Annotated in this window: 21 protein-coding genes; 8 read left to right on the top strand and 13 right to left on the bottom strand. The window is 61.1% G+C overall.

Going from position 1 to position 24,226, the window contains the following annotated elements; genetic code table 11:
* Nucleotides 1-45 precede the first annotated feature (45 nt).
* The 6 genes from PLD_RS22030 to PLD_RS22005 all read right to left on the bottom strand — a co-directional run bounded on the left by PLD_RS22030 (nt 46) and on the right by PLD_RS22005 (nt 6,741).
* Nucleotides 46-1,512, bottom strand: coding sequence for an amidase (locus PLD_RS22030; RefSeq protein WP_159898186.1), 1,467 nt, complete (start codon nt 1,510-1,512; stop codon nt 46-48).
* Nucleotides 1,512-2,822, bottom strand: a complete 1,311-nt coding sequence (locus PLD_RS22025; RefSeq protein ID WP_159896472.1) for an MFS transporter — start codon at nt 2,820-2,822, stop codon at nt 1,512-1,514. Before PLD_RS22025 ends, PLD_RS22030 begins: the two co-directional genes overlap by 1 nt.
* Nucleotides 2,823-2,921: 99 nt before the next feature.
* A complete protein-coding gene (locus PLD_RS22020; protein ID WP_159896470.1) occupies nt 2,922-4,097 on the bottom strand; it encodes a M20 aminoacylase family protein in 1,176 nt (391 codons plus the stop codon).
* Nucleotides 4,098-4,270: 173 nt separating this feature from the next.
* Complete coding sequence (locus PLD_RS22015; RefSeq protein WP_159896468.1) at nt 4,271-4,600, bottom strand: amidase; 330 nt, start codon at nt 4,598-4,600, stop codon at nt 4,271-4,273.
* Complete coding sequence (locus tag PLD_RS22010; RefSeq protein WP_159896466.1) at nt 4,597-5,694, bottom strand: serine hydrolase; 1,098 nt, start codon at nt 5,692-5,694, stop codon at nt 4,597-4,599. The genes PLD_RS22015 and PLD_RS22010 overlap by 4 nt, the downstream gene beginning before the upstream one ends.
* Nucleotides 5,695-5,862: 168 nt before the next feature.
* Nucleotides 5,863-6,741 (bottom strand): acyl-CoA dehydrogenase, encoded by an 879-nt coding sequence (locus PLD_RS22005; RefSeq protein ID WP_159896465.1) that lies wholly within the window; start codon nt 6,739-6,741, stop codon nt 5,863-5,865.
* A 140-nt stretch (nt 6,742-6,881) separates the two neighbouring features.
* On the opposite strand from PLD_RS22005, the gene olsB reads away from it, so the two are divergent.
* Together olsB and PLD_RS21995 are read left to right on the top strand one after the other, a co-directional pair.
* Nucleotides 6,882-7,637 (top strand): L-ornithine N(alpha)-acyltransferase, encoded by a 756-nt coding sequence (olsB, locus tag PLD_RS22000; protein WP_159896463.1) that lies wholly within the window; start codon nt 6,882-6,884, stop codon nt 7,635-7,637.
* Complete coding sequence (locus PLD_RS21995; RefSeq protein WP_159896461.1) at nt 7,637-8,431, top strand: lysophospholipid acyltransferase family protein; 795 nt, start codon at nt 7,637-7,639, stop codon at nt 8,429-8,431. The genes olsB and PLD_RS21995 overlap by 1 nt, the downstream gene beginning before the upstream one ends.
* Before the next feature lie 101 nt (nt 8,432-8,532).
* Here PLD_RS21995 and PLD_RS21990 read toward each other — a convergent pair whose 3' ends face one another.
* Nucleotides 8,533-9,114 (bottom strand): ACP phosphodiesterase, encoded by a 582-nt coding sequence (locus PLD_RS21990; protein WP_159896459.1) that lies wholly within the window; start codon nt 9,112-9,114, stop codon nt 8,533-8,535.
* A gap of 153 nt (nt 9,115-9,267) precedes the next feature.
* Between PLD_RS21990 and PLD_RS21985 the strand changes: the two genes are divergently transcribed.
* Genes PLD_RS21985 through PLD_RS21975 form a run of 3 tightly spaced genes read left to right on the top strand, consistent with a single transcriptional unit; the run spans nt 9,268 to nt 11,833 of the window.
* Complete coding sequence (locus tag PLD_RS21985) at nt 9,268-9,570, top strand: helix-turn-helix transcriptional regulator (protein WP_159896457.1); 303 nt, start codon at nt 9,268-9,270, stop codon at nt 9,568-9,570.
* A gap of 18 nt (nt 9,571-9,588) precedes the next feature.
* The gene (locus PLD_RS21980; protein WP_159896455.1) at nt 9,589-10,755 is read left to right on the top strand and encodes an MFS transporter; all 1,167 of its coding nucleotides are present in this window, start codon (nt 9,589-9,591) and stop codon (nt 10,753-10,755) included.
* 28 nt (nt 10,756-10,783) lie between these two features.
* The gene (locus PLD_RS21975) at nt 10,784-11,833 is read left to right on the top strand and encodes an alkene reductase (RefSeq protein ID WP_159896453.1); all 1,050 of its coding nucleotides are present in this window, start codon (nt 10,784-10,786) and stop codon (nt 11,831-11,833) included.
* A 66-nt stretch (nt 11,834-11,899) separates the two neighbouring features.
* On the opposite strand, the gene PLD_RS21970 is transcribed toward PLD_RS21975, so the two are convergent.
* Together PLD_RS21970 and emhR are read right to left on the bottom strand one after the other, a co-directional pair.
* Nucleotides 11,900-12,784 (bottom strand): DMT family transporter, encoded by an 885-nt coding sequence (locus tag PLD_RS21970; RefSeq protein ID WP_159896451.1) that lies wholly within the window; start codon nt 12,782-12,784, stop codon nt 11,900-11,902.
* Between the two features lie 162 nt (nt 12,785-12,946).
* On the bottom strand, nt 12,947-13,579 hold the full coding sequence (gene emhR / locus PLD_RS21965; protein ID WP_159896449.1) for an efflux system transcriptional repressor EmhR: 633 nt from the start codon (nt 13,577-13,579) through the stop codon (nt 12,947-12,949).
* Nucleotides 13,580-13,842: 263 nt separating this feature from the next.
* Here emhR and emhA point away from each other — a divergent pair, with 263 nt between their 5' ends.
* From emhA to adeC, 3 genes are read left to right on the top strand one after another with little or no spacing between them, the layout of a single operon-like run.
* Entirely contained in the window at nt 13,843-15,000 is a 1,158-nt protein-coding gene (emhA, locus tag PLD_RS21960; RefSeq protein ID WP_159896447.1) for an efflux RND transporter periplasmic adaptor subunit EmhA, read from the top strand.
* A 3-nt stretch (nt 15,001-15,003) separates the two neighbouring features.
* Nucleotides 15,004-18,147, top strand: coding sequence for an efflux RND transporter permease subunit (locus PLD_RS21955; protein ID WP_159896445.1), 3,144 nt, complete (start codon nt 15,004-15,006; stop codon nt 18,145-18,147).
* A complete protein-coding gene (adeC, locus tag PLD_RS21950; RefSeq protein WP_159896443.1) occupies nt 18,144-19,604 on the top strand; it encodes an AdeC/AdeK/OprM family multidrug efflux complex outer membrane factor in 1,461 nt (486 codons plus the stop codon). Before PLD_RS21955 ends, adeC begins: the two co-directional genes overlap by 4 nt.
* Before the next feature lie 67 nt (nt 19,605-19,671).
* Here the strand turns inward: adeC and PLD_RS21945 are convergent, their stop codons facing one another.
* The 4 genes from PLD_RS21945 to PLD_RS21930 all read right to left on the bottom strand — a co-directional run bounded on the left by PLD_RS21945 (nt 19,672) and on the right by PLD_RS21930 (nt 23,630).
* Nucleotides 19,672-21,612 carry a DUF692 family multinuclear iron-containing protein gene (locus tag PLD_RS21945; protein WP_159896441.1) on the bottom strand — a complete coding sequence of 647 codons (1,941 nt, stop codon included), beginning with the start codon at nt 21,610-21,612 and terminating at the stop codon, nt 19,672-19,674.
* Between the two features lie 15 nt (nt 21,613-21,627).
* Nucleotides 21,628-22,476, bottom strand: coding sequence for an HEXXH motif-containing putative peptide modification protein (locus PLD_RS21940; RefSeq protein WP_256674714.1), 849 nt, complete (start codon nt 22,474-22,476; stop codon nt 21,628-21,630).
* A gap of 332 nt (nt 22,477-22,808) precedes the next feature.
* Nucleotides 22,809-23,279, bottom strand: a complete 471-nt coding sequence (locus PLD_RS21935) for a GNAT family N-acetyltransferase (RefSeq protein ID WP_256674713.1) — start codon at nt 23,277-23,279, stop codon at nt 22,809-22,811.
* A 93-nt stretch (nt 23,280-23,372) separates the two neighbouring features.
* Nucleotides 23,373-23,630 carry an Os1348 family RiPP precursor gene (locus tag PLD_RS21930; protein WP_102861503.1) on the bottom strand — a complete coding sequence of 86 codons (258 nt, stop codon included), beginning with the start codon at nt 23,628-23,630 and terminating at the stop codon, nt 23,373-23,375.
* Nucleotides 23,631-24,226: the final 596 nt, after the last annotated feature.

The following is a 24,226-nucleotide window of genomic DNA, read 5'->3' as shown; positions in this document are numbered from 1 at the left end:
CAGCAGGATGCAGGCCACAGGCACGTATCGACAGCGCTTGGTTGATTACAGCAGATTGCTGGGAGGGTGCTGGCGTACCCACTGCGTGAGCTGCTCGTGGGCACAAGCCAGTGGCAGCACGGCATGGTCGGCCTGGGCCGGACCGATGATCTGCAACCCCATGGGTAAGCCTGAAGGGTTGAACCCCACAGGGATGCTGATACTCGGCAGACCGGCCAGGGTTGGGCCAATCACCACTTCCATCCAACGGTGATAAGTGTCCATTTCCTGCCCATTGATCGGCTTTGGCCAAGGCTGGCGCGCATCGAAAGGGAACACTTGGGCGGTAGGTAACAACAGAAAGTCATAACGCTCGAACAGCCGCAGCAGCGCACGGTACCCATCACTGCGACTCTGAGACGCGCGATACACATCCACCGCACGCAAGCTTGCCGCGCCCTCGACCTCCCAGCACGCCTCAGGCTTGAGCCAGCGACGTTTGTCCGGATCGTTGTACAAGGGTCCCAGGGTGCCCTGGACCAGCCAGTGCCGGTGCACCAGCCAGCAGTCCCACAACTGGGCCAGGGAGAACTCCGGCTGACAGTTCTCCACCTCGCACCCCAGGCTGATGAAGTCGGCAAGAGCCCGCTCGCACAGACTCAACACGCCGTCTTCCATGGCCAGATAACCGTTGTAGTCTCCCAACCAACCCAGGCGCAGACCTTGTACGTCGCGCTGCAGGGGCGCCCTCAAGAACACCGGGTCGTCCTTCAGGGACAAGGGCACTTGCGGGTCGTAACCGGCCTGAGTTCTCAACAGCCGCGCCACGTCGGCTACCGTGCGTCCCATGGGGCCTTCGGTGGCCAGTTGCTGGACGAATAGCTCCGGGGTCGGACCGAACGGCCCCCGTCCCAGGGAGGGGCGCATGCCAAACACATTGTTGAAGGCCGCCGGGTTGCGCAGCGACCCCATCATGTCGCTGCCATCGGCCACCGGCAGCATGCGCAAGGCCAGGGCCACCGCAGCCCCGCCGCTGCTGCCTCCGGCGCACAAACCGCTGTCGTAGGCATTGAAGGTGGTGCCCAATAGCTGATTGTAGGTATGCGAACCCAAGCCAAACTCCGGCACATTGCTCTTGCCGACGATGATCGCGCCACTGGCCCGGACCCGGGCCACGCTGATAGCGTCAACCTGGGGCACCTGTTGGGCGAACAGCGGCGACCCCAGGCTGGTGGTCAGCCCCTCGGTGAATGCCAGGTCCTTGATCGCCTGGGGCATGCCATGCATCCAGCCCATGGACTGTCCTCGGTCCAGTTGCCGGTCGCGCTCATCGGCCTGGGCCAGCCAGTCTTCGGAATCGCGCAGCAACACCAGGGCATTGACCTCGGGATTGAAACTCTCGATTTGTACCAAGCAAGCCAGCATCACCTCTCGGCAAGACAGCTCGCGGGCATGGATCGCCCACGACAGCGCCAGAGCGTCCAGTTCGACAATCGGGTTATGCCAGGGCGTGAGGGGCTCATGATGGTTGATCAAGACTCACCTTCCAGGGTCACGGGATCGGGCTTGTCGTCTCTAACCGCGTCATACATGTAGTAGATGCCCAGCAGGCTCACGATCGAGGTCAGCAAGACATAAAAAGACGGCGCCACCGGCGTCGCCATGACCCGGCTCAGCCAGGTCACGATCAACGGCGCAAACCCGCCAAACAGCATCGCCGTGATGTTGTACGCCACCGCCACTCCGGTGGAGCGCACCTCGATGGGAAACTGTTCTGCCAGGGCAGTGGGTCCCGGCCCGAAGAACCCACCGATCGCCGTACATAACAGGGCCTGCATCACCAACAGCCGCTCGATGGAAGGTGCCACCGCGACCCAGACATACAGCGGATAGACCATGATAAAAAACGCCAGTGTGAAAGCCATCAGTACCGGGCGCCGGCCGACACGGTCGGACAGTGCTCCGGCCAAGGGAATCACCAAGGTCATCAGGGCCACGGCAAGCATTTGCACCAGCAGTACCTGATTCAGCGGCAGGCCGAGATTGGTGTGGGCAAAGGTCGGCATGTTCACCAGCACCACATAGAAAGACACCGTACCGCCGCAGCCGAGCGCCATGGAGACCAGGATCGACCGGCGATAAGCCCGTACCACCTGCATCAGGCTGGGATCATGGCCACGTACTTGCTTACGGGCGTCGAGATAGACCTGCGGCTCTTGCATGTACTTGCGAATCCACAATCCCACCGGACCGATCAACAAGCCCATCACAAAGGGGATGCGCCAACCCCAGAGATCCAGGGTCTGCGGCGAAAAGGCATGAGTCACCGCTGCCACCATCGCCGCACCACTGAACACCGCCAGGCACTGCCCCACGAGTTGCCAGGAACCGTACAAACCCTTCTTGTCGGCCGGTGCGCTTTCCACCAGGTAAGCCGTAGCGCTGGCGTACTCGCCCCCCGTGGCAAACCCTTGAAGCATGCGCGCCACCACGATCAGCAACGGTGCTCCCAAGCCAATGGCCGCGTAGGTGGGGGCAAACACAATCATGGCGATGGCCAGGGTCATCAACTGGATAATCACCAGCATCGCCGCCTTGCGGCCTTTACGGTCGGAATAGATGCCCAGCAATACGCCGCCCACCGGGCGCATGAAGAACCCCACGCCAAAGGTGGCCAGGGCCATCAACAACGAGGTGTATTCATCTTCCCCCGGAAAGAACTGACGGGCGATGAAACTGGCGAGAAAGCCATAGACGATGAAGTCGTACCATTCCAGGGCGTTGCCGACGACAGCGGCAACCACCTGCCGGGTCTTGGAAGCAGCGGGGCTCGGAGTGCTCATGGAAAGTTCCTTGGTTACTTTTGAGCCTTGGGCCAGGCTCGGAAAAGTGCCGGGCGCCTACAACGCTCGGGCCGGTCAGAAACACAGGAGCAGGAAGAGTCAGGAGGGCTTGAGCCAGCTTTCCGCCAGGGCGCTCCAGTAAGCGGCCCCGATCAGCAGAATGTCGTCGTTGAAGTCGTAACCCGGGTTATGCACCATCGGCTGCGCAACGCCATTACCAATGAACAGGTAGCTGCCGGGACAGCGTTGCAGCATCCAACCGAAGTCCTCGCTCCCCATCAGTTTTGGCGTGTTGCCGTTGACCGCGTCGGCCCCTACCAGCTCAACTGCGACCTGCCGGGCGAACTCGGTTTCTTCCGGACTGTTGACCAGCACCGGATACGCCGGACGATGCTCGATGCTGGCGCTGCAGCCAAAACTTGCGGCTTGGGTCTGGATGATCGCCTTGACCCGCTCCAGCATCTGCTCGCGCACCGGCGCATTGAGCGCCCGCAGGCTCAAGCGCAAAAGCGCCTGCTGAGGGATCACGTTGGCGGCTTCGCCAGCCTGCAGGGCGCCGACGGTGACCACCGCGGCTTCCTGGGTATCGATATTGCGCGCCACCACCGTCTGCAAGGCCATGACGATACTGGCCGCCGCCACCAAGGGATCTACCGCCAGATGCGGCATGGAGCCATGACCGCCCACACCCTCGACGATCACCTCGAGTAAATCCTGTGACGCCATCATCGCCCCCTCGCGAAACCCCATGTGCCCGGCCGCCAGCCCCGGCATATTGTGCAGCCCGAACAATGCGTCACAGGGGAAACGCTCCAGCAAACCATCGGCCAGCATCGCCTCGGCTCCGCCCTGGCCCTCCTCCGCGGGCTGGAAGATCAGGTTCAGGGTACCGTCGAACTGGCGAGTAGCCGCCAGATAGCGCGCAGCTCCCAGCAGAATCGCGGTGTGACCATCGTGTCCGCAGGCATGCATGCAACCGCTGTAACGACTGCTGTAGGGAACCCCGGTGTTCTCGATGATCGGCAGGGCATCCATGTCAGCCCGCAGCCCCAGGGTGCGCGAACCATGGCCATTGCGCAGCACGCCCACGACCCCGGTCCGACCGACCCCCGCATGCACTTCGTAGCCCCATTTTTCCAGGCAGCGGGTCACCAGCGCCGAGGTGCGATTCTCCTCAAAGCCCAGTTCGGGGTGGGCGTGAATATCTTGGCGGATGGCCCGCAGATCGCTGGCGACATCATTGAGCCAGGCAAAGATGTGCTGGTGTCGGGTCATGGTGTATCTCCTTTGGATCGGGTGCATTCCCGCTCTTGTTTTTCGGAGCACGGCACGAAGTGGCAAGGCGTGCTCAAAGCTCCGCGTCAGGTAACCGCGAGCCTGAACACAGGACAATCAAATGCGGTTCCATTAGACGGAACACATACCGTGGGCGGGTCAATCATCGAGGTTCAAGGATCGAGGCGGCAGCCTTCTCGCGGGCCCAGCCAGAGCGCGCTGTGGCTACGCCCCAGAGCACTGGCGGTGACCCTTCGGGACTGCGTGTCATCGCTAAAATCGCTGAGGGGCAGGTACTGGCGGACATAGGCGCGACAGTCGTTCGCTGTGTGTTGCATCACGTAACGGCAAGAGCAGTATTCCTTGGCGGTATAGGCACCGAGAATATCCGGGAAGGCCTGCAAGGCAAGCCGTTGCTGCCAGACCCAGCCCATCAGCAGGAGTCCCGCCATCAACAGCAGGCTGAGCAGCGGACGACGACGGATAAAGGCCCGATGCTTCATCGCGGCTCGCTTGTGCCAAAAGCCGCGAGGACACGTTTCAGCAGTTCATTGTGCTGATAGCTGCCATCGCGATCGTCGCCATAGCGCACGATCACCAGTCGCTCGGCGGGCAGCACATACAACGCCTGCCCCCAGTGCCCCAAGGCCGCGTAGGTATCCGCCGGCGCATCCGGCCAAGGCTGGGGGGCGCCATCCAGCGCCCGGTTGAGCCACCAGTGCCCGCCCGCCACGGCCACATCCTGCCGGGCTCGATAACCGGCAAACGGTGTACGACAAAACTCCACCCAGGCCTTGGGCAGCAACTGCTGTTCGCGCCAGCGCCCGTCACGTTGCATCAGCAGGCCAATACGAGCCAGATCACGGGCCGTCAGATAGAGATAGGAAGACGCCACGAAGGTGCCGGCGGCATCCCGCTCCCACGCCGCCTGGGTGATGCCCAACGGCTCGAACAATGCCTGCCAGGGATAGTCGGGGTACTGCGCGCCGCCGACCATGCCCCGCAGGCTGGCCGCAAGCAGATTGCTATCGCCACTGGAGTAGCGAAACGCCTGACCGGGGGTGCTGGAAGCCGCTTGTTGCGCGGTGAACGCTGCCATGTCCCGATGTCCTCGGGTGTAGAGCATGGCCACCACGGAGGAATTGAGCGGGGCGTATTCGTAGTCTTCCTGCCAGTCCAGACCTGAAGCCCAGTGCAGCAGATCGGCCACAGTGATACGCGGATGGGCCTTGAGCGCCGGGTAGAAACGCATGGCGGGGTCCTGCAATTGAAAGCGTCCTTCACCGAAGGCGACTCCCAGCACCACCGCCAGCACGCTTTTGCTGGCGGACCAGATGAGATGCGGCGTCTGCGGCCCGTTAGGCCCGGCGTAACGTTCGTAGAGCAACTGACCGTCACGAATCACCAGCAAGGCATCGGTGCGCACGCCCTTGCGTGACTCATCATCGCGGGCAACGAAGGCGTACGCCTCCAGGGCCTTGAGCGCCGGACCGCTGGCGGCAGGCCCGCGGCTCCACTGCTGCGTCGGCCACTCCTCGGCCCAGACCGGCAAACAGAGGTACACGAGCAACGCCAGCAAGATCGGACGTTTGACCATGGATGAAACTCGAATGACGTCAGCCAACGAGGCTAGTCCAAGCTGATGACAGTTTTACTGCAAACGCCGACCTGTGTCGGAGCGGGCTTGCCAGCGAGGGCGTCATCAAGCCTTGTGCAAATCCCCGCCCCTTTCGCCGGCCAGCCTGCTTCTCGGGGGCGGCCCTTTCTAATGCGCGGCCAGGGCTTTGGCCAGACGTTGCTCCCGAGCGCTGGCCGCCAGGTCCAGCAAGGCCTGGTCCCGGGCCCATTGACCACGCCAACACTCAGGGCCATTGGCGAATGCCGCGTCGATTCCAGCCCGCAAAACCTGGAACTGCGCGAATAAACCGCCCAATAGAATATGTCCGCCACTCAAGGAAGGGTTTTGCCGGCTGACTTCGGCACACCCCGCCAGCAACCCCAGCAACTGCAGTTGCAGGGACTGCGGCCAGCCACTGTCCTGCCCCACGCCATACAACCAGGCACACATGGCGCTCAGTACATAGATGTCTTCCAGGGTGCGAAACGGTTTGACGTAAGCATCCCAGCCATCGCCGGCCAGCAGCTCGCAGGTGGCGTTGTCCAGCAGCAAGCAGCCATGGCTGATCTCCGGCATCAAGCCAATGGCCGGCAGAGTCTGGACCTTGACCCCGGGTTCTCCGGCATAGACCACGGTCAAGCGTAACGCCGCACGTTCCCCCGGTGCCTCGCAGCGCGCCGCCACCAGCAACCAGTCAGCGGCATCCCCGGCGGTGACGAAATCCTTGCGTCCGTGCAGGTGCAGGTCTTCCAGTCGGGTCTGCATGTCCGCCGGATGCAGGCTGCGGCGTTCAGTCGCGCACAAAGCTCCCAGACTGAGGGGGGCACTGGGCCACAACATGCGCAACGCCGCTTGGTAACCCACCAGGAAGGCCAGCCCCGGCGTCGCCATCAGGCGCCCGCCCAACACCGCCAGTTCGAAGGGCGTGACGCTGCCCAGATGCGCCAGCAACGCCCCGTAGCCTTCGGCAAGATCGGGGGTAACGGGCAGTCGTTGACGGCTGTCGAGCAGAGCTTGCCAGGGCATTCGAAGGTCCTCAGGGGCTGTCATATAAGCATCACCAAAGCTTCATGGCGATGACACCGGGGCTACATAGCCTGACTTTGCACAACAAAGTCGATTGGCTGCAACCCAAGGCGGGTCAGTGGCCCGCACGGAGATTCACAATGACTCAGATCGCCCGCATCAGCGACACCGGCACTGAACGCCGCCTGCAAGCCGAACGCCTGATCGGCGCCCAAGCCCTGCAGGAAGCCCAAGCCTTGCGCTTCAACGTCTTCAGCGGCGAGTTCAACGCCAAGCTCAAAGGCGCAGAATTGGGTCTGGACATGGATGACTATGATGTTCACTGCAGCCACATTGGTGTGCGCGACCTGAACACCGGGCGCCTGGTGGCCACCACCCGCCTGCTGGACCACCAGGCCGCCAGCAGTCTGGGGCGGTTCTACAGTGAAGAGGAGTTCAGCCTGCACGGCCTGGTGCATCTCAAAGGGCCGATCCTGGAAATCGGCCGCACCTGTGTCGATCCGGCCTACCGCAACGGCGGCACCATCGCCGTGCTCTGGGGCGAGTTGGCAGAAGTCCTCAACCAGGGCGGCTACAGCTACCTGATGGGCTGCGCCAGCATTCCGATGCAAGATGGCGGCGTGCAGGCCCAGGCCATCATGCAGCGCCTACGCGAGCGCTACCTGAGCACTGAACACCTGCGTGCCGAACCGAAGACCCCGCTGCCGAGCCTGGACATTCCGTCCAATGTGATCGCCGAGATGCCGCCGTTGCTCAAGGCCTACATGCGCCTGGGCGCGAAGATCTGCGGCGAACCGTGCTGGGACCAGGACTTCCAGGTAGCCGACGTGTTCATCCTGCTTAAGCGCGACGAGTTGTGCCCGCGTTATGCCCGGCACTTCAAGGCAGCCGTCTGATGGGCCGGCTGCGGATCTACGGGCGTATCGCCCGGGTACTGCTGGTGGTGGCGCTGGGGCTGAGCATGGCCAGTGTCTTCGGTCTGCTGGAGCGCCTGGGCGTGGCCAATTCCATGATCCGGCGCCAGCGCTGGTCGCGCTTCTTCATGGCGCGCTTGAGCAATGCCCTGCCCTTCCAGATCTCAGTACATGGCGAGTTGCCCGCGCAGCCGATGCTCTGGGTCAGTAATCATGTGTCCTGGACCGACATTCCGCTGCTGGGCATGCTCACGCCGCTGTCCTTCCTGTCCAAGGCTGAAGTGCGTACCTGGCCCGTGGCCGGCTGGCTCGCCGCCAAAGCCGGCAGCCTGTTCATCCGCCGTGGTGCCGGTGACAGCCAATTGATCCGCAAGCAGATGACCCGCCATCTGCAGGAACAACACCCGCTGCTGCTCTTCCCCGAAGGCACCACCACCGACGGCCGCGGCCTGCGCACCTTCCACGGGCGCCTGCTGGCCAGCGCCATTGATGCCCAGGTGTTGCTGCAACCCGTGGCGATCCGCTATTTGCGTGACGGCCAAATCGATAGCCTGGCGCCCTTCATTGGCGACGATGACCTGCTCTCGCACCTGATGCGGCTGTTCGCCAACGACCGGGGCCAGGTGGAGATTCATCTGCTCAAGCCGATTGCCTGTCAGGGCCAGGAACGTGCGGCGCTGGCCTTTCAGGCACAGCAAGCGGTGCAAAAGGCACTGTTCGGCGATGTGGCCCAGCCGGCCGAACCGCGCCGCAGCGGCGAATTGGTCGCCGCCTGACCCGTCCTGCGGGAGCCGGCTTGCCAACGAAACAGCCCTCGCCCCCTGCGCCGTTGATGAGGGCCCTTCGCTGGCAAGCCAACCCCAAGAACGATCGCGAGTCAGGACAAATGGCTGCGCTGCGCAGCGAATGCCTGCAACTGCGGGTAGAAGGCGCGGAAATCTTCGCTCAACGGCTCGTACAACCGCTCCAGCTCGCCCATCGCCGCAGTCAGCTCCTGTGGCTGTGACAGGCGCCGGGCGATCCCCCGCAACACCTGCTCCAGCACTGCAAATTCGCGATAGGAACCAAGCCAGTCATCCGCCGCCATATAAGGCGCAATGTGCGCCAGGCGCGCCGGCAACTGCGGCTCGGCCGCCAGCACCCGGTACACCTCGGCAGTGAACGATGGCAAGGGCTGGTCGGCGTAATGCTGCCAGTCCCGAGCCAGGCAATGATCGAAGAACACGTCGATGACGATGCCGGCATAGCGCCGCCGGGTCAGGGAGAAGCGCGACAGCGCCGCCGAGACCAACGGGTGGCTGTCGGTGTAGGTATCGATGCGCCGATGCAGCTCAATTGCCGCCTCGACCTCGGGGGCAAACTGCCCTTGCAGGCGGCCTTTGACGAAATCGCCATATAAGCTGCCCAGTAATTGACCCGGGCGCTGGCCGCCAAGGTGCAGATGTGCGAGATAATTCATTCGCGCAGCTTAGCACCGCGCCCAACATATCGTTATAACTCGATATACCAATAAGCGATGACCTAAGATCAAAAATATATTGGAATATCGCGAAATAACGATTTAAATTTCGCCTCATCGCGATACAACGTTTTACGGAAAACGAGCACCGCCATGTCCCTTGACCTCGACGAAATAATAAAAGCGCTGGCACATCCGGTTCGCAGAGAAATCCTGCACTGGCTGAAAGACCCGACTGTCGAATTCCCCGATCAGGCTCACAGCAATGAACACGGCGTCTGCGCCGGACAGATCGATCAACGCTGCGGCCTGTCGCAGTCGACCGTGTCCGCCCACCTCGCCACCTTGCAACGAGCGGGCCTGATCACCAGCCGAAAAGTCGGCCAATGGCATTTTTTCAAACGCAATGAGGAAGTCATCCAGCAGTTCCTCACGCAAATGAGCCAACAGCTCTGATCTGACAAGGACCCGACAATGCCCCTTTCGCTCCTCATCCTGGCCTTGAGCGCCTTCGCCATCGGCACCACCGAGTTCGTCATCATGGGGCTTTTGCCCGATGTGGCGGCGGACCTCGGGGTGTCGATTCCCGGCGCCGGCTGGCTGGTCACCGGTTACGCCCTGGGCGTGGCGATCGGTGCGCCGTTCATGGCCCTGGCCACCGCCAAACTGCCACGCAAGGCGGCCCTGGTGGCGCTGATGGGGATCTTCATTGTCGGCAACCTGCTGTGCGCACTGGCCAGCGATTACAACGTGCTGATGTTTGCCCGAGTAATCACCGCGCTGTGCCACGGTGCCTTCTTCGGTATCGGTTCAGTGGTGGCCGCCGGCCTGGTGCCCGCCAACAAACGCGCTTCGGCCGTGGCCCTGATGTTCACCGGCCTGACCCTGGCCAATGTCCTCGGCGTGCCCCTGGGTACTGCCCTGGGCCAGTCAGCCGGATGGCGCTCGACCTTCTGGGCGGTGACGGTGATCGGCGTGGTGGCCCTGATCGGCCTGGTGCGTTTTTTGCCGGCCAAGCGCGATGAGGAAAAACTCGACATGCGCTCGGAACTGGCAGCCCTCAAGGGTGCCGGAATCTGGCTATCCCTGAGCATGACCGCGCTGTTCGCCGCGTCGATGTTCACCCTCTTCACCTATGTCGCGCCGCTGCTCGGCGATGTCACCGGGGTCTCGCCCCAGGGCGTGACCTGGACTCTGCTGCTGATCGGCCTGGGCCTGACCTTGGGCAACATCATCGGCGGCAAGCTGGCGGACAAGCGCCTGGGCGCCACCCTGATCGGCGTGTTCGCAGCCATGGCGGTGGTCTCCACCGTACTGACCTGGACCAGCGTTGCCCTGATCCCCATGGAAATCACCCTGTTCCTCTGGGCCACCGCCTCCTTCGCCGCCGTGCCAGCCTTACAAGTCAATGTGGTGACCTTCGGCAAGGCCGCGCCAAACCTGGTTTCGACCCTGAACATCGGCGCCTTCAACATCGGCAACGCCCTGGGCGCCTGGGTCGGCGGCAGCGTCATTGCCCACGGTTTTGGCCTGACCAGCGTGCCACTGGCGGCGGCGGCCCTGGCGATCCTGGCCCTAGTGGTGACGCTGATTACCTTTCGCCAGGGCGGCCATGCCGAACTGGCTCCTGCGAACCACTGATCCGTTCCTTTAATGAAGGCTGCATTCCATGACGACTCTCTTTGATCCGATCAAGCTCGGCGACCTCGAACTCTCCAACCGCATCATCATGGCGCCGCTGACCCGCTGCCGTGCCGACGCCGGCCGTGTGCCAAACGCGTTGATGGCCGAGTACTACGTGCAACGGGCTTCCGCGGGCCTGATCCTCAGCGAAGCCACTTCGGTTACGCCCATGGGCGTGGGCTACCCGGACACACCCGGCATCTGGTCCAACGACCAGGTGCGTGGCTGGGCCAACATCACCAAGGCGGTGCACGGCGCCGGCGGCAAGATCTTCCTGCAACTGTGGCACGTCGGACGGATCTCCCACCCGTCCTACCTGAACGGCGAAACGCCAGTGGCGCCGAGCGCCATCCAACCCAAGGGCCATGTCAGCCTGGTGCGTCCACTGGCCGACTACCCGACCCCGCGGGCCCTGGAAACCGCTGAGATCGCCGACATCGTCGAGGCTTACCGGGTCGGCGCGGAAAACGCCAAGGCGGCGGGTTTCGACGGTGTGGAAATCCACGGCGCCAACGGTTACCTGCTGGATCAGTTCCTGCAAAGCAGCACCAACCAACGCACCGATCAATACGGTGGTTCCCTGGAAAACCGCGCTCGCTTGCTGCTGGAAGTGACGGATGCGGCGATCGAGATCTGGGGCGCCGGCCGAGTAGGCGTGCACCTGGCACCAAGGGCCGATGCCCACGACATGGGCGATGACAACCTGGCGGAAACCTTTACCTACGTGGCGCATGAACTGGGCAAGCGTGGCATCGCCTTTATCTGCTCCCGGGAAAAGGAAGGCGCCGACAGCCTTGGGCCGCAACTCAAAGCCGCCTTCGGGGGCCCGTACATTGCCAACGAGCGCTTTACCAAGGACAGCGCCAATGCCTGGTTGGCCAGCGGCAAAGCTGACGCCGTAGCATTTGGCGTGCCCTTCATCGCCAACCCCGACCTGCCGGCCCGCCTTAAGGCCGATGCACCGCTGAATGAAGCGCATCCAGAAACTTTCTACGGCAAGGGTCCGGTCGGCTACATCGACTACCCAACGCTGTAAGCCTGCCTCTGTATAACTAAAAAGCCCCGACGCTCACCAGCCGGGGCTTTTTAGTTACCAGCAGAATCAACGTTTGCGCTGAGCCCAGGCAACAGCCAAGCCGCTGAGACAGATCACCGCAATACCGACAAAGCCATAGTTGTCCGGGGTGTGGCCGAAGATCAGGTAGCCGTAAAGGCCGGCGAAAAGAATCTGTCCATAACTGAACGGCGCCAGCATCGCCGGCGCCGCATGACGGAAGGCCTGGGTCAGTAGCATATGGCCCAACATGCCGCAGGTGCCCAGGCCAATCATGAACAGGCCGTGAACCCAGGTCGGCGTACTCCAGAAAAACGGCAGCAAAGTGCTCATGATCAGGCTATTGAAGATGCCAGTGAGGAAGTTGCTGGTGGTCGGGCTATCGATACCGCTGAGTCTACGGGTGAGTAACTGGTAGCAACCAAAACACAATGCCGAGCCCAAAGGCAGCAGGATCGCCGGAGTAAACAGAGCACCGCCGGGACGCACGACGATCAAGACCCCGACGAACCCGGCCAACACGGCCAACCACTGGGCCCGGGTGACCCGCTCCCCCAGCAGCGGCACCGACAAGGCGGTGACCAACAGAGGCGCGAGAAAGTTGACCGCGGTCGCTTCCGCCAGAGGGATGTAGCGCAGGCCAGTGGTGAACAGCAGGCTGGTACCGATCAAACACAGGGCCCGAAGCAGTTGCAGACCGGGACGCTTGGTGCGCACCACGGCGGAAAAGCCGCTACGTGGGACGAACACCACCAGCATCAGCAGGGTATGCACTACATAACGGGCCCAGACCACCATGACGATGGGATAAAAAGCCGAAAGGTATTTGGCCAGCGTGTCATGGCTGGCAAAGAGCAGAACCGCCAGACACATCAGGGCGATCCCTTTGATGGGCTGCTCCGCGCCACTGAACGGTGAAGGGGTCACACTCATTCACATACCCGCAACAAATTCCCTACAAAATACGTAGCTGACTATCTATCAAGATGCAGCCAGCCCCTATATAAAAGCACCCCACTGCAATCTGGCGACTTTAGGAAGCAATGCCCGTCGCCTTAAATCTTGACACAACTAGACTCAATTACGCATGTTGTCTTAATGACGCAGACTGGGACTCAAGCGCAGCATATCCAGCCCAATATCGATCCAGCGCTCGGCCTCGCTGTGCAAGGAAAAGCTGTCCGGGGCCAGCAACCATTGGTAAAGGATGCCATCGATAAATGCATGCATGCTGATCGCCGCCCTGACCGTATCGAGGTTCTCGGGCAACTGCCCGCGATTCACTGCATTGCGCAATGCCAACTCGATGTGAACGTTGCACTCGAGACTGGCGGCTCGACGCTGGCGGCGCAAATCGCACATTTCATCGGTGAATTCGCACTTATGAAACAGAATTTCATTAACGCGCCGGGTCTTCGGATCCAGGGCAACTTGATGAAACAAATGAATGAGCAATTTGCGCATCCAACCCAAGGGGTCTATTTCATCTACATTTTCACTGGCGGCGGCCATCTCATCCAGAGGCTCACGCAGGCTGTCGAGCATGGCCTGCACCAAATCGGCCTTGTTGCTGAAGTGCCAATAGATAGCGCCACGTGTCACCCCCGCCAGCGCCGCGATGTCTGCCAGGGTGGTACGCGCCACGCCACGCTCGTAAAAGGCCTTTTCAGCCGCCTCGAGTATCTGGCTGCGGGTTTCTTGTGCTTCCTCTTTGGTACGACGGACCATGGCAGTAAACCTCGATCAGGATCTTTCAGCGATGCGTGAAGACCTTCTGAATAAATATGGAACGGCATCTGGGGTGCCGTTTGACCAACCTAAAATTCAACACCTACAGGGGCTTTTGTCACCGGATAGGTACGCCGCCAGGGTATTTACAAACAACCGTGAACGTAAGTATATTCCTTAGCAAGCTACTAATCCACTTAGCCAACGCCTTTTCACCTTCCACTTTTCTTGTGCGCATCTTGCGTGCCTGACCGAGGATCTTCATGCAACTCAAGCCAGCTGTTACCGCTCTGGTCACTGCCGTCGCCCTGGCATCGCTGCTCAGCGGATGTAAAAAGGAAGAGGCGGCACCTGCCCCTCAAGCCCCTCAGGTCGGTGTAGTCACTCTGCAACCACAAGCCTTCACCTTGACTTCCGAACTCCCGGGCCGGACCACTGCGTTTCGCATCGCCGAAGTTCGCCCACAGGTAAATGGGATCATTCTCAAGCGCCTGTTCAAAGAAGGCGGAGATGTTAAGGAAGGTCAGCAGCTTTATCAGATCGATCCATCGATCTATCAGGCAACGCTGAAGAGTGCCGAGGCTAATCTGCAAGCCACCAAGTCGATTTCTGATCGCTACAAGCAGTTGGTCAATGAGCAAGCCGTAAGCCGTCAGGAATACGACACGGCCGTGGCTAATCGCTTGCAATCGGAAGCCGCATTGCAAAGCGCCCAGATCAACCTGCGCTACACCAAGGTGTTGTCACCACTGACCGGGCGCATCGGACGTTCTTCGGTGACTGAGGGCGCTCTGGTGAGCAACGGCCAAGCCGATGCCATGGCGGTGATCCAGCAGTTGGACCCGATCTACGTCGATGTCACCCAATCCTCGGTGGAATTGCTGGAACTGCGCCGCGAGCTGGAAAGCGGGCGACTGCAGAAAGTCGGTAACAACGCGGCCAAGGTCAAACTGACCCTGGAAGACGGCAGCCAGTACAAGCTCGACGGCAAGCTGGAGTTCTCGGAAGTGTCGGTGGATGAAACCACCGGTTCGGTCACCCTGCGTGCTGTATTCCCCAACCCTGAGCACACCCTGCTGCCGGGCATGTTCGTCCACGCCCAACTACAAGCCGGTGTGAACAGCTCAGCGATCCTGGCGCCGCAACAAGGTGTGACCCGTGACCTGAAAGGCACCCCGACCGCCTTGGTGGTGGGTCCGGACAACAAAGTCCAACTGCGCGAACTCAAAGCCAGCCGCACGGTCGGCAGCCAATGGTTGGTGGAGGATGGCCTCAACGCCGGAGATCGACTGATCACCGAAGGCCTGCAATTCGTTAAACCTGGCATTGAAGTCAAAGTCAGCGAAGCGACCAACGTTCCAGCAAAGAACCCGGCCCCCGCACAGGCAACTGACAAAGCTGCAGGCGGCAAAGGGGAGTAAACCATGTCGAAATTTTTTATCGACCGTCCGATCTTCGCCTGGGTAATTGCCCTGGTGATCATGTTGGTCGGGGCTCTATCGATCCTCAAATTGCCGATCAACCAGTACCCGAGCATCGCCCCTCCGGCGATTGCGATCTCCGTGACCTACCCGGGCGCTTCTGCACAGACCGTACAGGACACCGTGGTCCAGGTGATCGAGCAACAGCTCAACGGTATCGACAACCTGCGTTACGTGTCCTCGGAAAGTAACTCCGACGGCAGCATGACCATCACCGCCACCTTCGAGCAAGGCACCAACTCGGACACCGCGCAGGTCCAGGTACAGAACAAGCTCAACCTGGCCACCCCGCTGCTGCCGCAAGAAGTGCAGCAACAGGGTATCCGCGTGACCAAGGCGGTGAAGAACTTCCTGCTGGTGATCGGGGTGGTGTCCGAGGACGGCAGCATGTCCAAGGACGATCTGTCGAACTACATCGTGTCGAACATGCAGGACCCGATCTCGCGAACCGCGGGTGTGGGTGACTTCCAGGTGTTCGGTGCCCAGTACGCCATGCGAATCTGGCTCGACCCGGCCAAGCTGAACAACTTCAACCTGACCCCGGTGGACGTGAAGACCGCGGTTGCCGCACAGAACGTCCAGGTCTCCTCCGGCCAGCTCGGTGGCCTGCCCGCCCTGCCCGGCCAGCAACTGAACGCCACCATCATCGGCAAGACTCGCTTGCAAACGGCCGAACAGTTCAAGGCGATCCTGCTGAAGGTCAACAAGGACGGCTCGCAAGTACGCCTGGGTGATGTTGCCGATGTAGCGCTGGGCGGTGAAAACTACGCCATCAGCGCCCAGTTCAACGGCAAGCCGGCGTCCGGTCTGGCGGTGAAGCTGGCCAACGGTGCCAACGCCCTGGACACCGCCAAGGCGCTACGCAAGACCATCAGCGACCTGGAACCCTTCTTCCCGCAAGGCATGAAGGTGGTATTCCCCTACGACACCACGCCAGTGGTCACCGAATCCATCAAGGGCGTGGTTGAAACCCTGGTGGAAGCGATCGTCCTGGTGTTCCTGGTGATGTTCCTGTTCCTGCAGAACTTCCGCGCCACGGTGATCACCACCATGACGGTGCCGGTGGTACTGCTGGGGACCTTCGGCATCCTCGCGGCGGCCGGCTTCAGCATCAACACCCTGACCATGTTCGGCATGGTACTGGCCATCGGCTTGCTGGTGGACGACGCCATCGTCGTGGTGGAAAACGTCGAGCGGGTGATGCACGAGGAAGGCCTGTCACCCAAGGAAGCGACAAAGAAATCCATGGGCCAGATCCAGGGCGCCCTGGTGGGTATCGCCCTGGTGCTGTCCGCAGTACTGCTGCCGATGGCGTTCTTCAGTGGCTCCACGGGGGTGATCTACAAACAGTTCTCGATCACCGTGGTGTCGGCCATGGCCCTGTCGGTGCTGGTGGCCCTGATCTTCACCCCGGCCCTGTGCGCCACCATGCTCAAGCCTGTGGTTGCGGGGCAGAATCATGAGAAGCGCGGCTTCTTCGGCTGGTTCAACCGCACCTTCGATCGCAGCGTGAAAGGCTACGAGCGCGGCGTCGGCAACATCCTGCGCAACAAGGTTCCGTACCTGCTGGCCTACGTCCTGATCGTCGTGGGCATGATCTGGCTGTTCACCCGCATCCCGACTGCGTTCCTGCCCGAAGAAGACCAGGGCGTACTGTTCGCCCAGGTGCAGACTCCGGCCGGCTCCAGTGCCGAACGGACCCAGGTGGTGGTGGACGAGATGCGCGCCTACCTGCTGGACAAAGAAAAGGACACTGTGGCTTCGGTGTTCACCGTGAACGGCTTCAACTTCGCCGGTCGCGGCCAGAGCTCGGGCATGGCCTTCATCATGCTCAAGCCCTGGGGCGAGCGCTCCGCAGAAAACAGCGTGTTCAACCTGGCGGCCCGTGCCCAGCAGCACTTCTTCAGCTTCCGTGACGCGATGGTGTTCGCCTTCGCCCCGCCAGCGGTACTGGAGTTGGGTAACGCCACCGGTTTCGACGTGTTCCTCCAGGACCGCGCCGGTATCGGTCACGAGAAGCTGATGGCTGCGCGCAACCAGTTCCTCGGCATGGCGGCCCAAAGCAAGGTGCTATCCCAGGTGCGTCCGAACGGCCTGAACGATGAACCGCAATACCAGTTGAGCATCGATGACGAACGCGCCAGCGCCTTGGGCGTCAGCCTCACCGACATCAACAGCACCTTGTCGATTGCCTTGGGCAGTAGCTACGTCAACGACTTCATCGACCGTGGTCGAGTGAAGAAGGTCTACATCCAGGGGCAGGCCAGTGCGCGCATGAGCCCCGAAGACCTGAAGAAGTGGTACGTACGCAACAGCGCCGGGACCATGGTGCCGTTCTCCGCCTTCGCCAAGGGCGAGTGGATCTACGGTTCGCCGAAACTGGCCCGTTACAACGGCGTGGAAGCCATGGAAGTCCTCGGTGCACCAGCCCCTGGCTACAGTACCGGTGAGGCCATGGCCGAAGTCGAAGCCATTGCCGCCAAGCTGCCGCCGGGTGTGGGTATCTCCTGGACCGGTCTGTCCTACGAGGAACGCCTGTCGGGTTCGCAGGCGCCTGCGTTGTACGCCTTGTCCCTGTTGATGGTGTTCCTGTGTCTGGCAGCGCTGTATGAAAGCTGGTCGATTCCGATCGCGGTCATGCTGGTGGTACCTCTGGGGATCATCGGTGCGCTGATGGCCACCAGCCTGCGCGGCCTGTCCAACGACGTGTACTTCCAGGTGGGGCTGTTGGTGACCATCGGTCTGGCGGCGAAAAACGCCATTCTGATCGTGGAATTCGCCAAGGAACTGCACGAGCAGGGCCGCACATTGGTGGATGCCGCCATCGAGGCCTGCCGCATGCGTCTGCGTCCGATCATCATGACCTCCCTGGCCTTCGTCCTCGGGGTCGTGCCATTGGCCGTCTCCACCGGCGCCGGCTCGGGCAGCCAGCATGCGATCGGTACCGGGGTAATCGGCGGCATGCTCACCGCGACCATTCTGGCGATCTTCTGGGTGCCATTGTTCTTCGTCACGGTATCGTCCATGGGCCGCAGGAAAGCGGACCAATCAGAAATTACTGCAACTTCTAAAGAGGCTGGCCAATGAGCAAGTCGCTACTCTCCCTAGCAATCGCCGCCATCGCGCTGAGTGGTTGCTCGCTGATACCGAATTATCAGCGACCGGATGCGCCGGTGGCGGCGCAATTCCCCCAAGGCCCTGCCTACTCGCCCAAGGAGGCCGCCAACGTGGCGGCCGCCGAACAGGGCTGGCGGCAGTTCTTCCATGACCCAGCGTTGCAGCAACTGATCCAGACTGCACTGGAAAACAACCGCGACCTCAAGGTCGCGGCGCTGAACATCGATGCCTACGCCGCGCAGTACCAGATCCAGCGGGCTGATCTGTTCCCTGCGGTTTCGGCCAACGCCAGTGGCAGTCGTCAGCGCACGCCGGCGCGTATGTCGCAAACCGGCAAAGCCGGGATCACCAGTCAGTATTCGGCCACGGTGGGCGTCAGCGCCTATGAGCTGGACCTGTTCGGCCGTGTTCGCAGCTTGAGCGACCAAGCCTTGCAGACCTACTTCTCCAGCGAAGAAGCCCGACGCAGCACCCAGATCAGTCTGGTGGCCAGCGTGGCCAATGCCTACATGACCTGGCAGGCCGACAAGGAGCTGCTGAAGCTGACCCAGGACACCCTAGATACCTACGAGGAAAGCTACCGCCTGACCTCGCGCAGCAATGAAGTGGGCGTGGCTTCGGCCCTGGACCTGAGCCAGGCGCGGACCTCGGTGGAAAACGCCCGGGTGCAACTGGCTCGTTACACCCGCCAGGTGGCTCAGGATGAAAACAGCCTGACCCTGCTGCTGGGTACCGCAATTCCGGCCAACCTGCCAGAAGCCCAACCGCTGTCGGCCAACCTGCTGAGCGATCTGCCAGCCGGACTGCCATCGGAACTGCTGCAACGGCGCCCAGACATTCTCGAAGCCGAGTACAAGCTCAAAGCAGCCAACGCCAACATCGGCGCAGCACGGGCAGCGTTCTTCCCCAGCATCAGCCTGACGGCCAACGCGGGGACCTTGAGCCCGGACCTCTCGGGGCTGTTCAAGGGCGGCTCGGGCACCTGGCTGTTCCAGCCGCAGATCAACCTGCCGATCTTCAACGCCGGCAGCCTGCGCGCCAGCCTGGACTATTCGAAAATCCAAAAAGACATCACCGTCGCGCAGTACGAGAAGTCCATCCAGACCGCCTTTCAGGAAGTCTCCGATGGCCTGGCGGCACACCAGACCTACAACCAGCAGTTGCAGGCGCAGCGAGATTTCGTCAACGCCAACCAGGACTACTACCGCCTGGCAGAGCAGCGCTATCGCATTGGGGTCGACAGTAACCTGACCTTCCTCGACGCCCAGCGCTCCCTGTTCAGTGCCCAGCAGGCGTTGATCACCGATCGACTGTCGCAACTGACCAGTGAGGTCAACCTGTACAAGGCCCTCGGCGGAGGCTGGAACGAACAGACAGCGAAGAACGAGCCACTGGCTGAAAAGGCCCCGGCACTGCATCTGTTCTGAAGCACTGCCTGTGCGTATGAAAAACCCACCTGACGGTGGGTTTTTTTATGCCTTGCGCGCCCTCCCCTCAGCCGCCGGCACCATTGAGCAGGAACACCGGCTCGCGCAGGTAATCCAGGCCCAGTCGGGTTTCGAAGGTCTCGTCGCGCAAGGCTGCCGTGGTGCAGCTCTTGAGCCCCAGCGCCGTGGCCACCAAGGCGAAGCTCTGACTCAGGTGGCCGCAGTCCATCAAGGCCACGCGCAAGGCCCGGCTGCCCGGGTACTTCCAGGCCAGGCGCTCAAGCCGCGCGGTGGACAGAAACACCACGGCGGCCTTGCTGATCCAGTCCTGCTCGCCACAGGCTGCGCCAATCCACGCCCTGGGGTCCTCTCGCGACAACAGTTCAAGCCCGTGCCGACGCACCGAATAGTGGTACAACCCCGCCTCGAAGCCCTGCACATTGAGCAGGATCGGATAGACCTCGATGGCATGCAGAGAGCCGCCGGAGGCCGAGGTTTTCTTCAGGAAGAAGTCGCCCATGGGGTTGCGGCGCATCTGGGTAGCGCCCCAGGTGTAATACAGCAGCAGGGACAACTGCCGGGCGCTCAGGGGCGAACCGTCGAAGGTGCGGCAAGTTTCGCGATCGCTCAGGACGTCCAGCAGGCTCTGCTGACCCAGCGCCGGTGCAGATGCCAACAGAGGATTGTCCAGGGCAAGGAACGGGTGTGAAAAGTAGTCCTTGAACGCCGATGGCTGACGCTGCTGCAACGCCTTGCCTGCCAGCTGTTCTTCCATCTGCGCCACACTGATGTAGGGCGTAGCGGTTTGAGTGCGAGTCCCCAGGTAGAAATCCAGGGCGTCCTGCCAATGGGCCCAGATATCGCTGGCGTCCTCGGGCTCGGCAAGGCCCCGGGACTGCCCGGGCTGCAACAGGCCCAACTCAATCAGCTCCTGGAGCACCGCCAGGCTCTCGCCCTGCAACGCGCCGGGTAGCAAGAGTGCACTGTCCAGGGTCCGCGGGCAGAGAAAATGCCGTACCAGCGGCAAAAACTCCGTCGACAACTCCAGGTCCAGACCGCGCCGACGATCGCGCAGGGAAAAGGACTGATGGGCGAAACCGAGCCAGGTCCCCGGCCGCAGTTCGAACAAACTCTGGCCATCCACCGCGCCACCCGCCGGAGCCGGCGCACTGGCAACAGGCGCAGCCTGCCAGAACAGAGGTTCGGACCGCAGGGCCTTGATCTCCTTGATCAGCGCCGACAACTGCGGGTCCTCGGCTCGATCGGCAATGTCCCACTCGATGGTGATCGCCTTGAGCGGCGCACACTGCAAGAGTTGGCGCAATATGTCCCAGTCCCGGCGCGGATCGCCGATATGCACCTCAATCAGACGTTGCAGCGGCAATGAGCGCAGGTAATCGCGCAAGTCGTAGCCCAGGGCCCTGGCCGTGCTGATGGCGCTGTCCAGGTCCAGAAGAAAGCCACTGTCACTGCGCTCGACCACACTGCAAATGAACCCGCCTTCGGAGAGTTCCTGGCCAATGTCCATGGAAAACAGCCGGGGAGCGTTCTCCAGCACCAGGGGGGTCCGGGTGAAGGCCTGCAGCTCGAGGGCGTTGGCCACCACCGTATCGGCCACTTCGCGGGCCAGGCTCGGCAAAATGAAATGCTGGGTATCACCGCCCTGAAACCGTGACCAGGAAATATGCTCCGCCAGCCAGGGGGATGAGGTCCGATCGCACAGACGGCGGGTCATGTGCAAAAACTCCCGGTCCATCTCAATGCCGACGCTGCCCAGGGACAGGCTGGAAGAATGCAGCAGCACCGGCACCCGTCCGCCCAGCTCTTTCAGCCGCGGCTGCAGAATGCAGTGGGTGGGTTGGAACTCCAGGTAATCGAAGTACGGCAGCCCTTCACCCAGAATCCGCTCGATGGTGGGATCGAGCCCTCCTGCCCCGGCGCCATGCGGCAAATGGTATTCCAGCCCAACCCCGGCTTCGGGGAAACGCGAAGAATCGAAGTTTTGCATGTTCGCCTCCCTGGCTCAGGCCGTCAGGTGCAGGGGCGCGACAACGGTGCTGGCACCCTCGCCCCGACTCAGCAACCCGGCATGACGACGCTCCAGCCGACGCACTTCCTGCATCAGGTTGCCCAGCAGTTCCCGCCCTTGCGCGGTGAAACCCGGTGCGGTTTCGAAATCCGCCAGCGCCTTGCTCAAGCCCCGCAGGATAAACAGCATGCGCTGCTCGGCCCGGCGCATTTCCTCTGCCGGACGGGCCTGGACCCGCTCCAGGTACTTGACCAGGGCGATGTAGACGTAGAAGGCGTGGAAGTAGCCATACAAGTCACGCTGCTGCCCCGACCAGGGCAAGGAATACAGGGCCTCTTTGGAAGCGTGTGGCTCCACCACCGCAGCGACTTCAACGATGTTGTACAGCAACTGGTGGGTTGCTTCATGCACCAGCGACTCTTCCATATCGAGTATCGAGTTGTCCCGGCTCGACAGCAGGATCACCCCGGTATAACGGGACGCCGAGCAACTGCGAAAACTGCCGTCGGGCAAATAACACACGGCCTTGACCAGCACTTGCCACTGTTCATGACAGGCCGGCCAGGTGTGCTTGATCCGCAGCAGGGCAAGTTGCATGACGTCCTTGAAAAAGGCTTTGGAATAACCCGCCCGCTCCAGCTGACGCCGGGTCTGCTCATCTGGCGGATAGTCATAACTGGGCGGCGTGACCTGGGTGATCAACGGGTCGACATCGAATCGATAAACCGGCGGGTATTGCTCATCGACCTGTGCATCCTGCGAAGCTTCGATCCGTTGCAGTACTTGCGCAAACTCCAGCAGCCTGGCTTTAACTTCAGCATCATCCAGCGTCTTTCCGGTCAACAGATAGTTAACATCACGAAACGTCAGAATGCTCCAGATCTGAAACACTGGATGGGCGATAAGTTTGGCGCGAGCACTGGGTGGAGACAGAATAATATCCAGCGCCTGTTTAAAAAAAAGATTCAACGCAGAGTCGGCGACAAACAACTTTGACAGCTCGGCATATAACGCGACAAACATCGTATAACGATTCTTTTCGACGTGCTCCTGTAACTTTAAAAAACGTTCCGACTCGCTGTCCGGGAGAAAAGTAGTGCCCTGAAATAGCTCATCAATGGAAAGTTCTGGTTGCTGACTGTTAACGCTGTCCATGGTTCAACCTTCCCTTAAGGTCACGGCAAGGGCTTGCTCATCGTCAGGCTGGCGACTTCATAGCCCAGCAGTTCATAAAGACGACGCGCCCCTAGGTTGTGCCCGAAGACATGCAAACGCATCTCGTCACACCCCCACTCACGCGCCGCCGACTCACCGGCCAGCAGCGTCTGCCTGGCGTAACCCCGGCGACGTTCGATCGGTTCGATATAAAGATCGAGGATGAAGGCAATCCGTCGAGAGCCCACCTGGCGCTCGGCGATCCACAACTCGCCCACCGCCCGTCCCGCACACAGCGCCCGCCACAAGTGATTGTGCGTACTCAGACGCCCCTGCGGCAGCAACTGGCGGAACACCTCTGCCGCCTGGAGCGAAGCCTGCTCCGGCAACCATTCCCCGGCCGCCACCATGCCGGTGGCGTATTCATCCAGGGCTCGCTGGGCGAAACGACTGAAGTCGGCTTCCTGCATCGACACCAGGGTGATGGACACGGACAGGCACTCCACGATGACCTTGAATCTCGGTTCCGGTGTGCCGCACTGATGAAAACTTGAGCGCGGCACCCCGGACTGCACACGCCTGGCTCAGTCCATGCGCGCCTGTTGCTGTTGAGTGTCAAAGATTGCCGCGACACCAATTTTGTCGCGAATCGCCGAACCGGCGCTGGTCAGTTTTGCCGTATCGATACTTTTCACTGCACCCACTTCGGTAACACTCAGGTGCACGCCGATGCCTTTGGCCGCTGCTTCTGGGTCCTTTTGCAACTGTGCGGCGAACTCCTTATCCAGAAGTGCGCGACCGACTACCGACGCCAAGCGTTCCTGATTGACTCTCGTACTCATGGTATTTCTCCTTGTATATTCACAACACGATAAAAAGCCCTCTCCCGACGAAACTTTAAACTTATCCTTGTCCGCCTTGAGGAACTTTAATATAGCAAGGCAAACCTGCTTTTCCAGCGAGCACAAACCTTTCACTTAAACCTTTTTACGATAATCGATAACACCGAATATCAAGCTTAACTGGCGATTAGCCCTATATCCTTTTATATAAGAACAACATCCAACAACAAGGATTTACTACTAAAGCAATAAGTCCTTTTTATTAACTAGTTGATGCCGCCCGCAGCGTCATGGAAATAGCGCAACTTCCAGCATTGATCGATCAGCGAGGACAACCTCAGGATTCATCAGGGATATATCCACTGGCGGCTCGCCACACCCGGCCCGATAACTGTTCGTTAATCGCCCAGAACCCGCATTCGCCAATTGATCGGCCCTGATCCGCGACGCACCATTCCCGGCACCCGAACACACCAATAACAACAGGTTCGATGCCATGCCCTCACGTCCTACCCGCTCCGGCTGATCCTGCAAGCACCTCCTCCCACACCTTGAAAGCTGTCCGCATGGGCTTTTTGCGGCAGTGGATCGTTGCA

This window comes from Pseudomonas sp. LD120 (assembly GCF_009861525.1).
Classification (GTDB): domain Bacteria; phylum Pseudomonadota; class Gammaproteobacteria; order Pseudomonadales; family Pseudomonadaceae; genus Aquipseudomonas.
Note: the sequence above shows the minus strand (reverse complement) of the source record. Positions and strands in the feature narration are given on the sequence as shown.

Excerpts from the sequence above, each read along its gene's own strand:
- PLD_RS22025 (WP_159896472.1), bottom strand. The coding sequence starts at position 2,822 with ATGAGCACTCCGAGCCCCGCTGCTTCCAAGACCCGGCAGGTGGTTGCC.
- PLD_RS22020 (WP_159896470.1), bottom strand. The coding sequence starts at position 4,097 with ATGACCCGACACCAGCACATCTTTGCCTGGCTCAATGATGTCGCCAGC.
- PLD_RS22015 (WP_159896468.1), bottom strand. The coding sequence starts at position 4,600 with ATGAAGCATCGGGCCTTTATCCGTCGTCGTCCGCTGCTCAGCCTGCTG.
- PLD_RS22010 (WP_159896466.1), bottom strand. The coding sequence starts at position 5,694 with ATGGTCAAACGTCCGATCTTGCTGGCGTTGCTCGTGTACCTCTGTTTG.
- PLD_RS22005 (WP_159896465.1), bottom strand. The coding sequence starts at position 6,741 with ATGCCCTGGCAAGCTCTGCTCGACAGCCGTCAACGACTGCCCGTTACC.
- olsB (WP_159896463.1), top strand. The coding sequence starts at position 6,882 with ATGACTCAGATCGCCCGCATCAGCGACACCGGCACTGAACGCCGCCTG.
- PLD_RS21995 (WP_159896461.1), top strand. The coding sequence starts at position 7,637 with ATGGGCCGGCTGCGGATCTACGGGCGTATCGCCCGGGTACTGCTGGTG.
- PLD_RS21990 (WP_159896459.1), bottom strand. The coding sequence starts at position 9,114 with ATGAATTATCTCGCACATCTGCACCTTGGCGGCCAGCGCCCGGGTCAA.
- PLD_RS21985 (WP_159896457.1), top strand. The coding sequence starts at position 9,268 with ATGTCCCTTGACCTCGACGAAATAATAAAAGCGCTGGCACATCCGGTT.
- PLD_RS21980 (WP_159896455.1), top strand. The coding sequence starts at position 9,589 with ATGCCCCTTTCGCTCCTCATCCTGGCCTTGAGCGCCTTCGCCATCGGC.
- PLD_RS21975 (WP_159896453.1), top strand. The coding sequence starts at position 10,784 with ATGACGACTCTCTTTGATCCGATCAAGCTCGGCGACCTCGAACTCTCC.
- PLD_RS21970 (WP_159896451.1), bottom strand. The coding sequence starts at position 12,784 with ATGAGTGTGACCCCTTCACCGTTCAGTGGCGCGGAGCAGCCCATCAAA.
- emhR (WP_159896449.1), bottom strand. The coding sequence starts at position 13,579 with ATGGTCCGTCGTACCAAAGAGGAAGCACAAGAAACCCGCAGCCAGATA.
- emhA (WP_159896447.1), top strand. The coding sequence starts at position 13,843 with ATGCAACTCAAGCCAGCTGTTACCGCTCTGGTCACTGCCGTCGCCCTG.
- PLD_RS21955 (WP_159896445.1), top strand. The coding sequence starts at position 15,004 with ATGTCGAAATTTTTTATCGACCGTCCGATCTTCGCCTGGGTAATTGCC.
- adeC (WP_159896443.1), top strand. The coding sequence starts at position 18,144 with ATGAGCAAGTCGCTACTCTCCCTAGCAATCGCCGCCATCGCGCTGAGT.
- PLD_RS21945 (WP_159896441.1), bottom strand. The coding sequence starts at position 21,612 with ATGCAAAACTTCGATTCTTCGCGTTTCCCCGAAGCCGGGGTTGGGCTG.
- PLD_RS21930 (WP_102861503.1), bottom strand. The coding sequence starts at position 23,630 with ATGAGTACGAGAGTCAATCAGGAACGCTTGGCGTCGGTAGTCGGTCGC.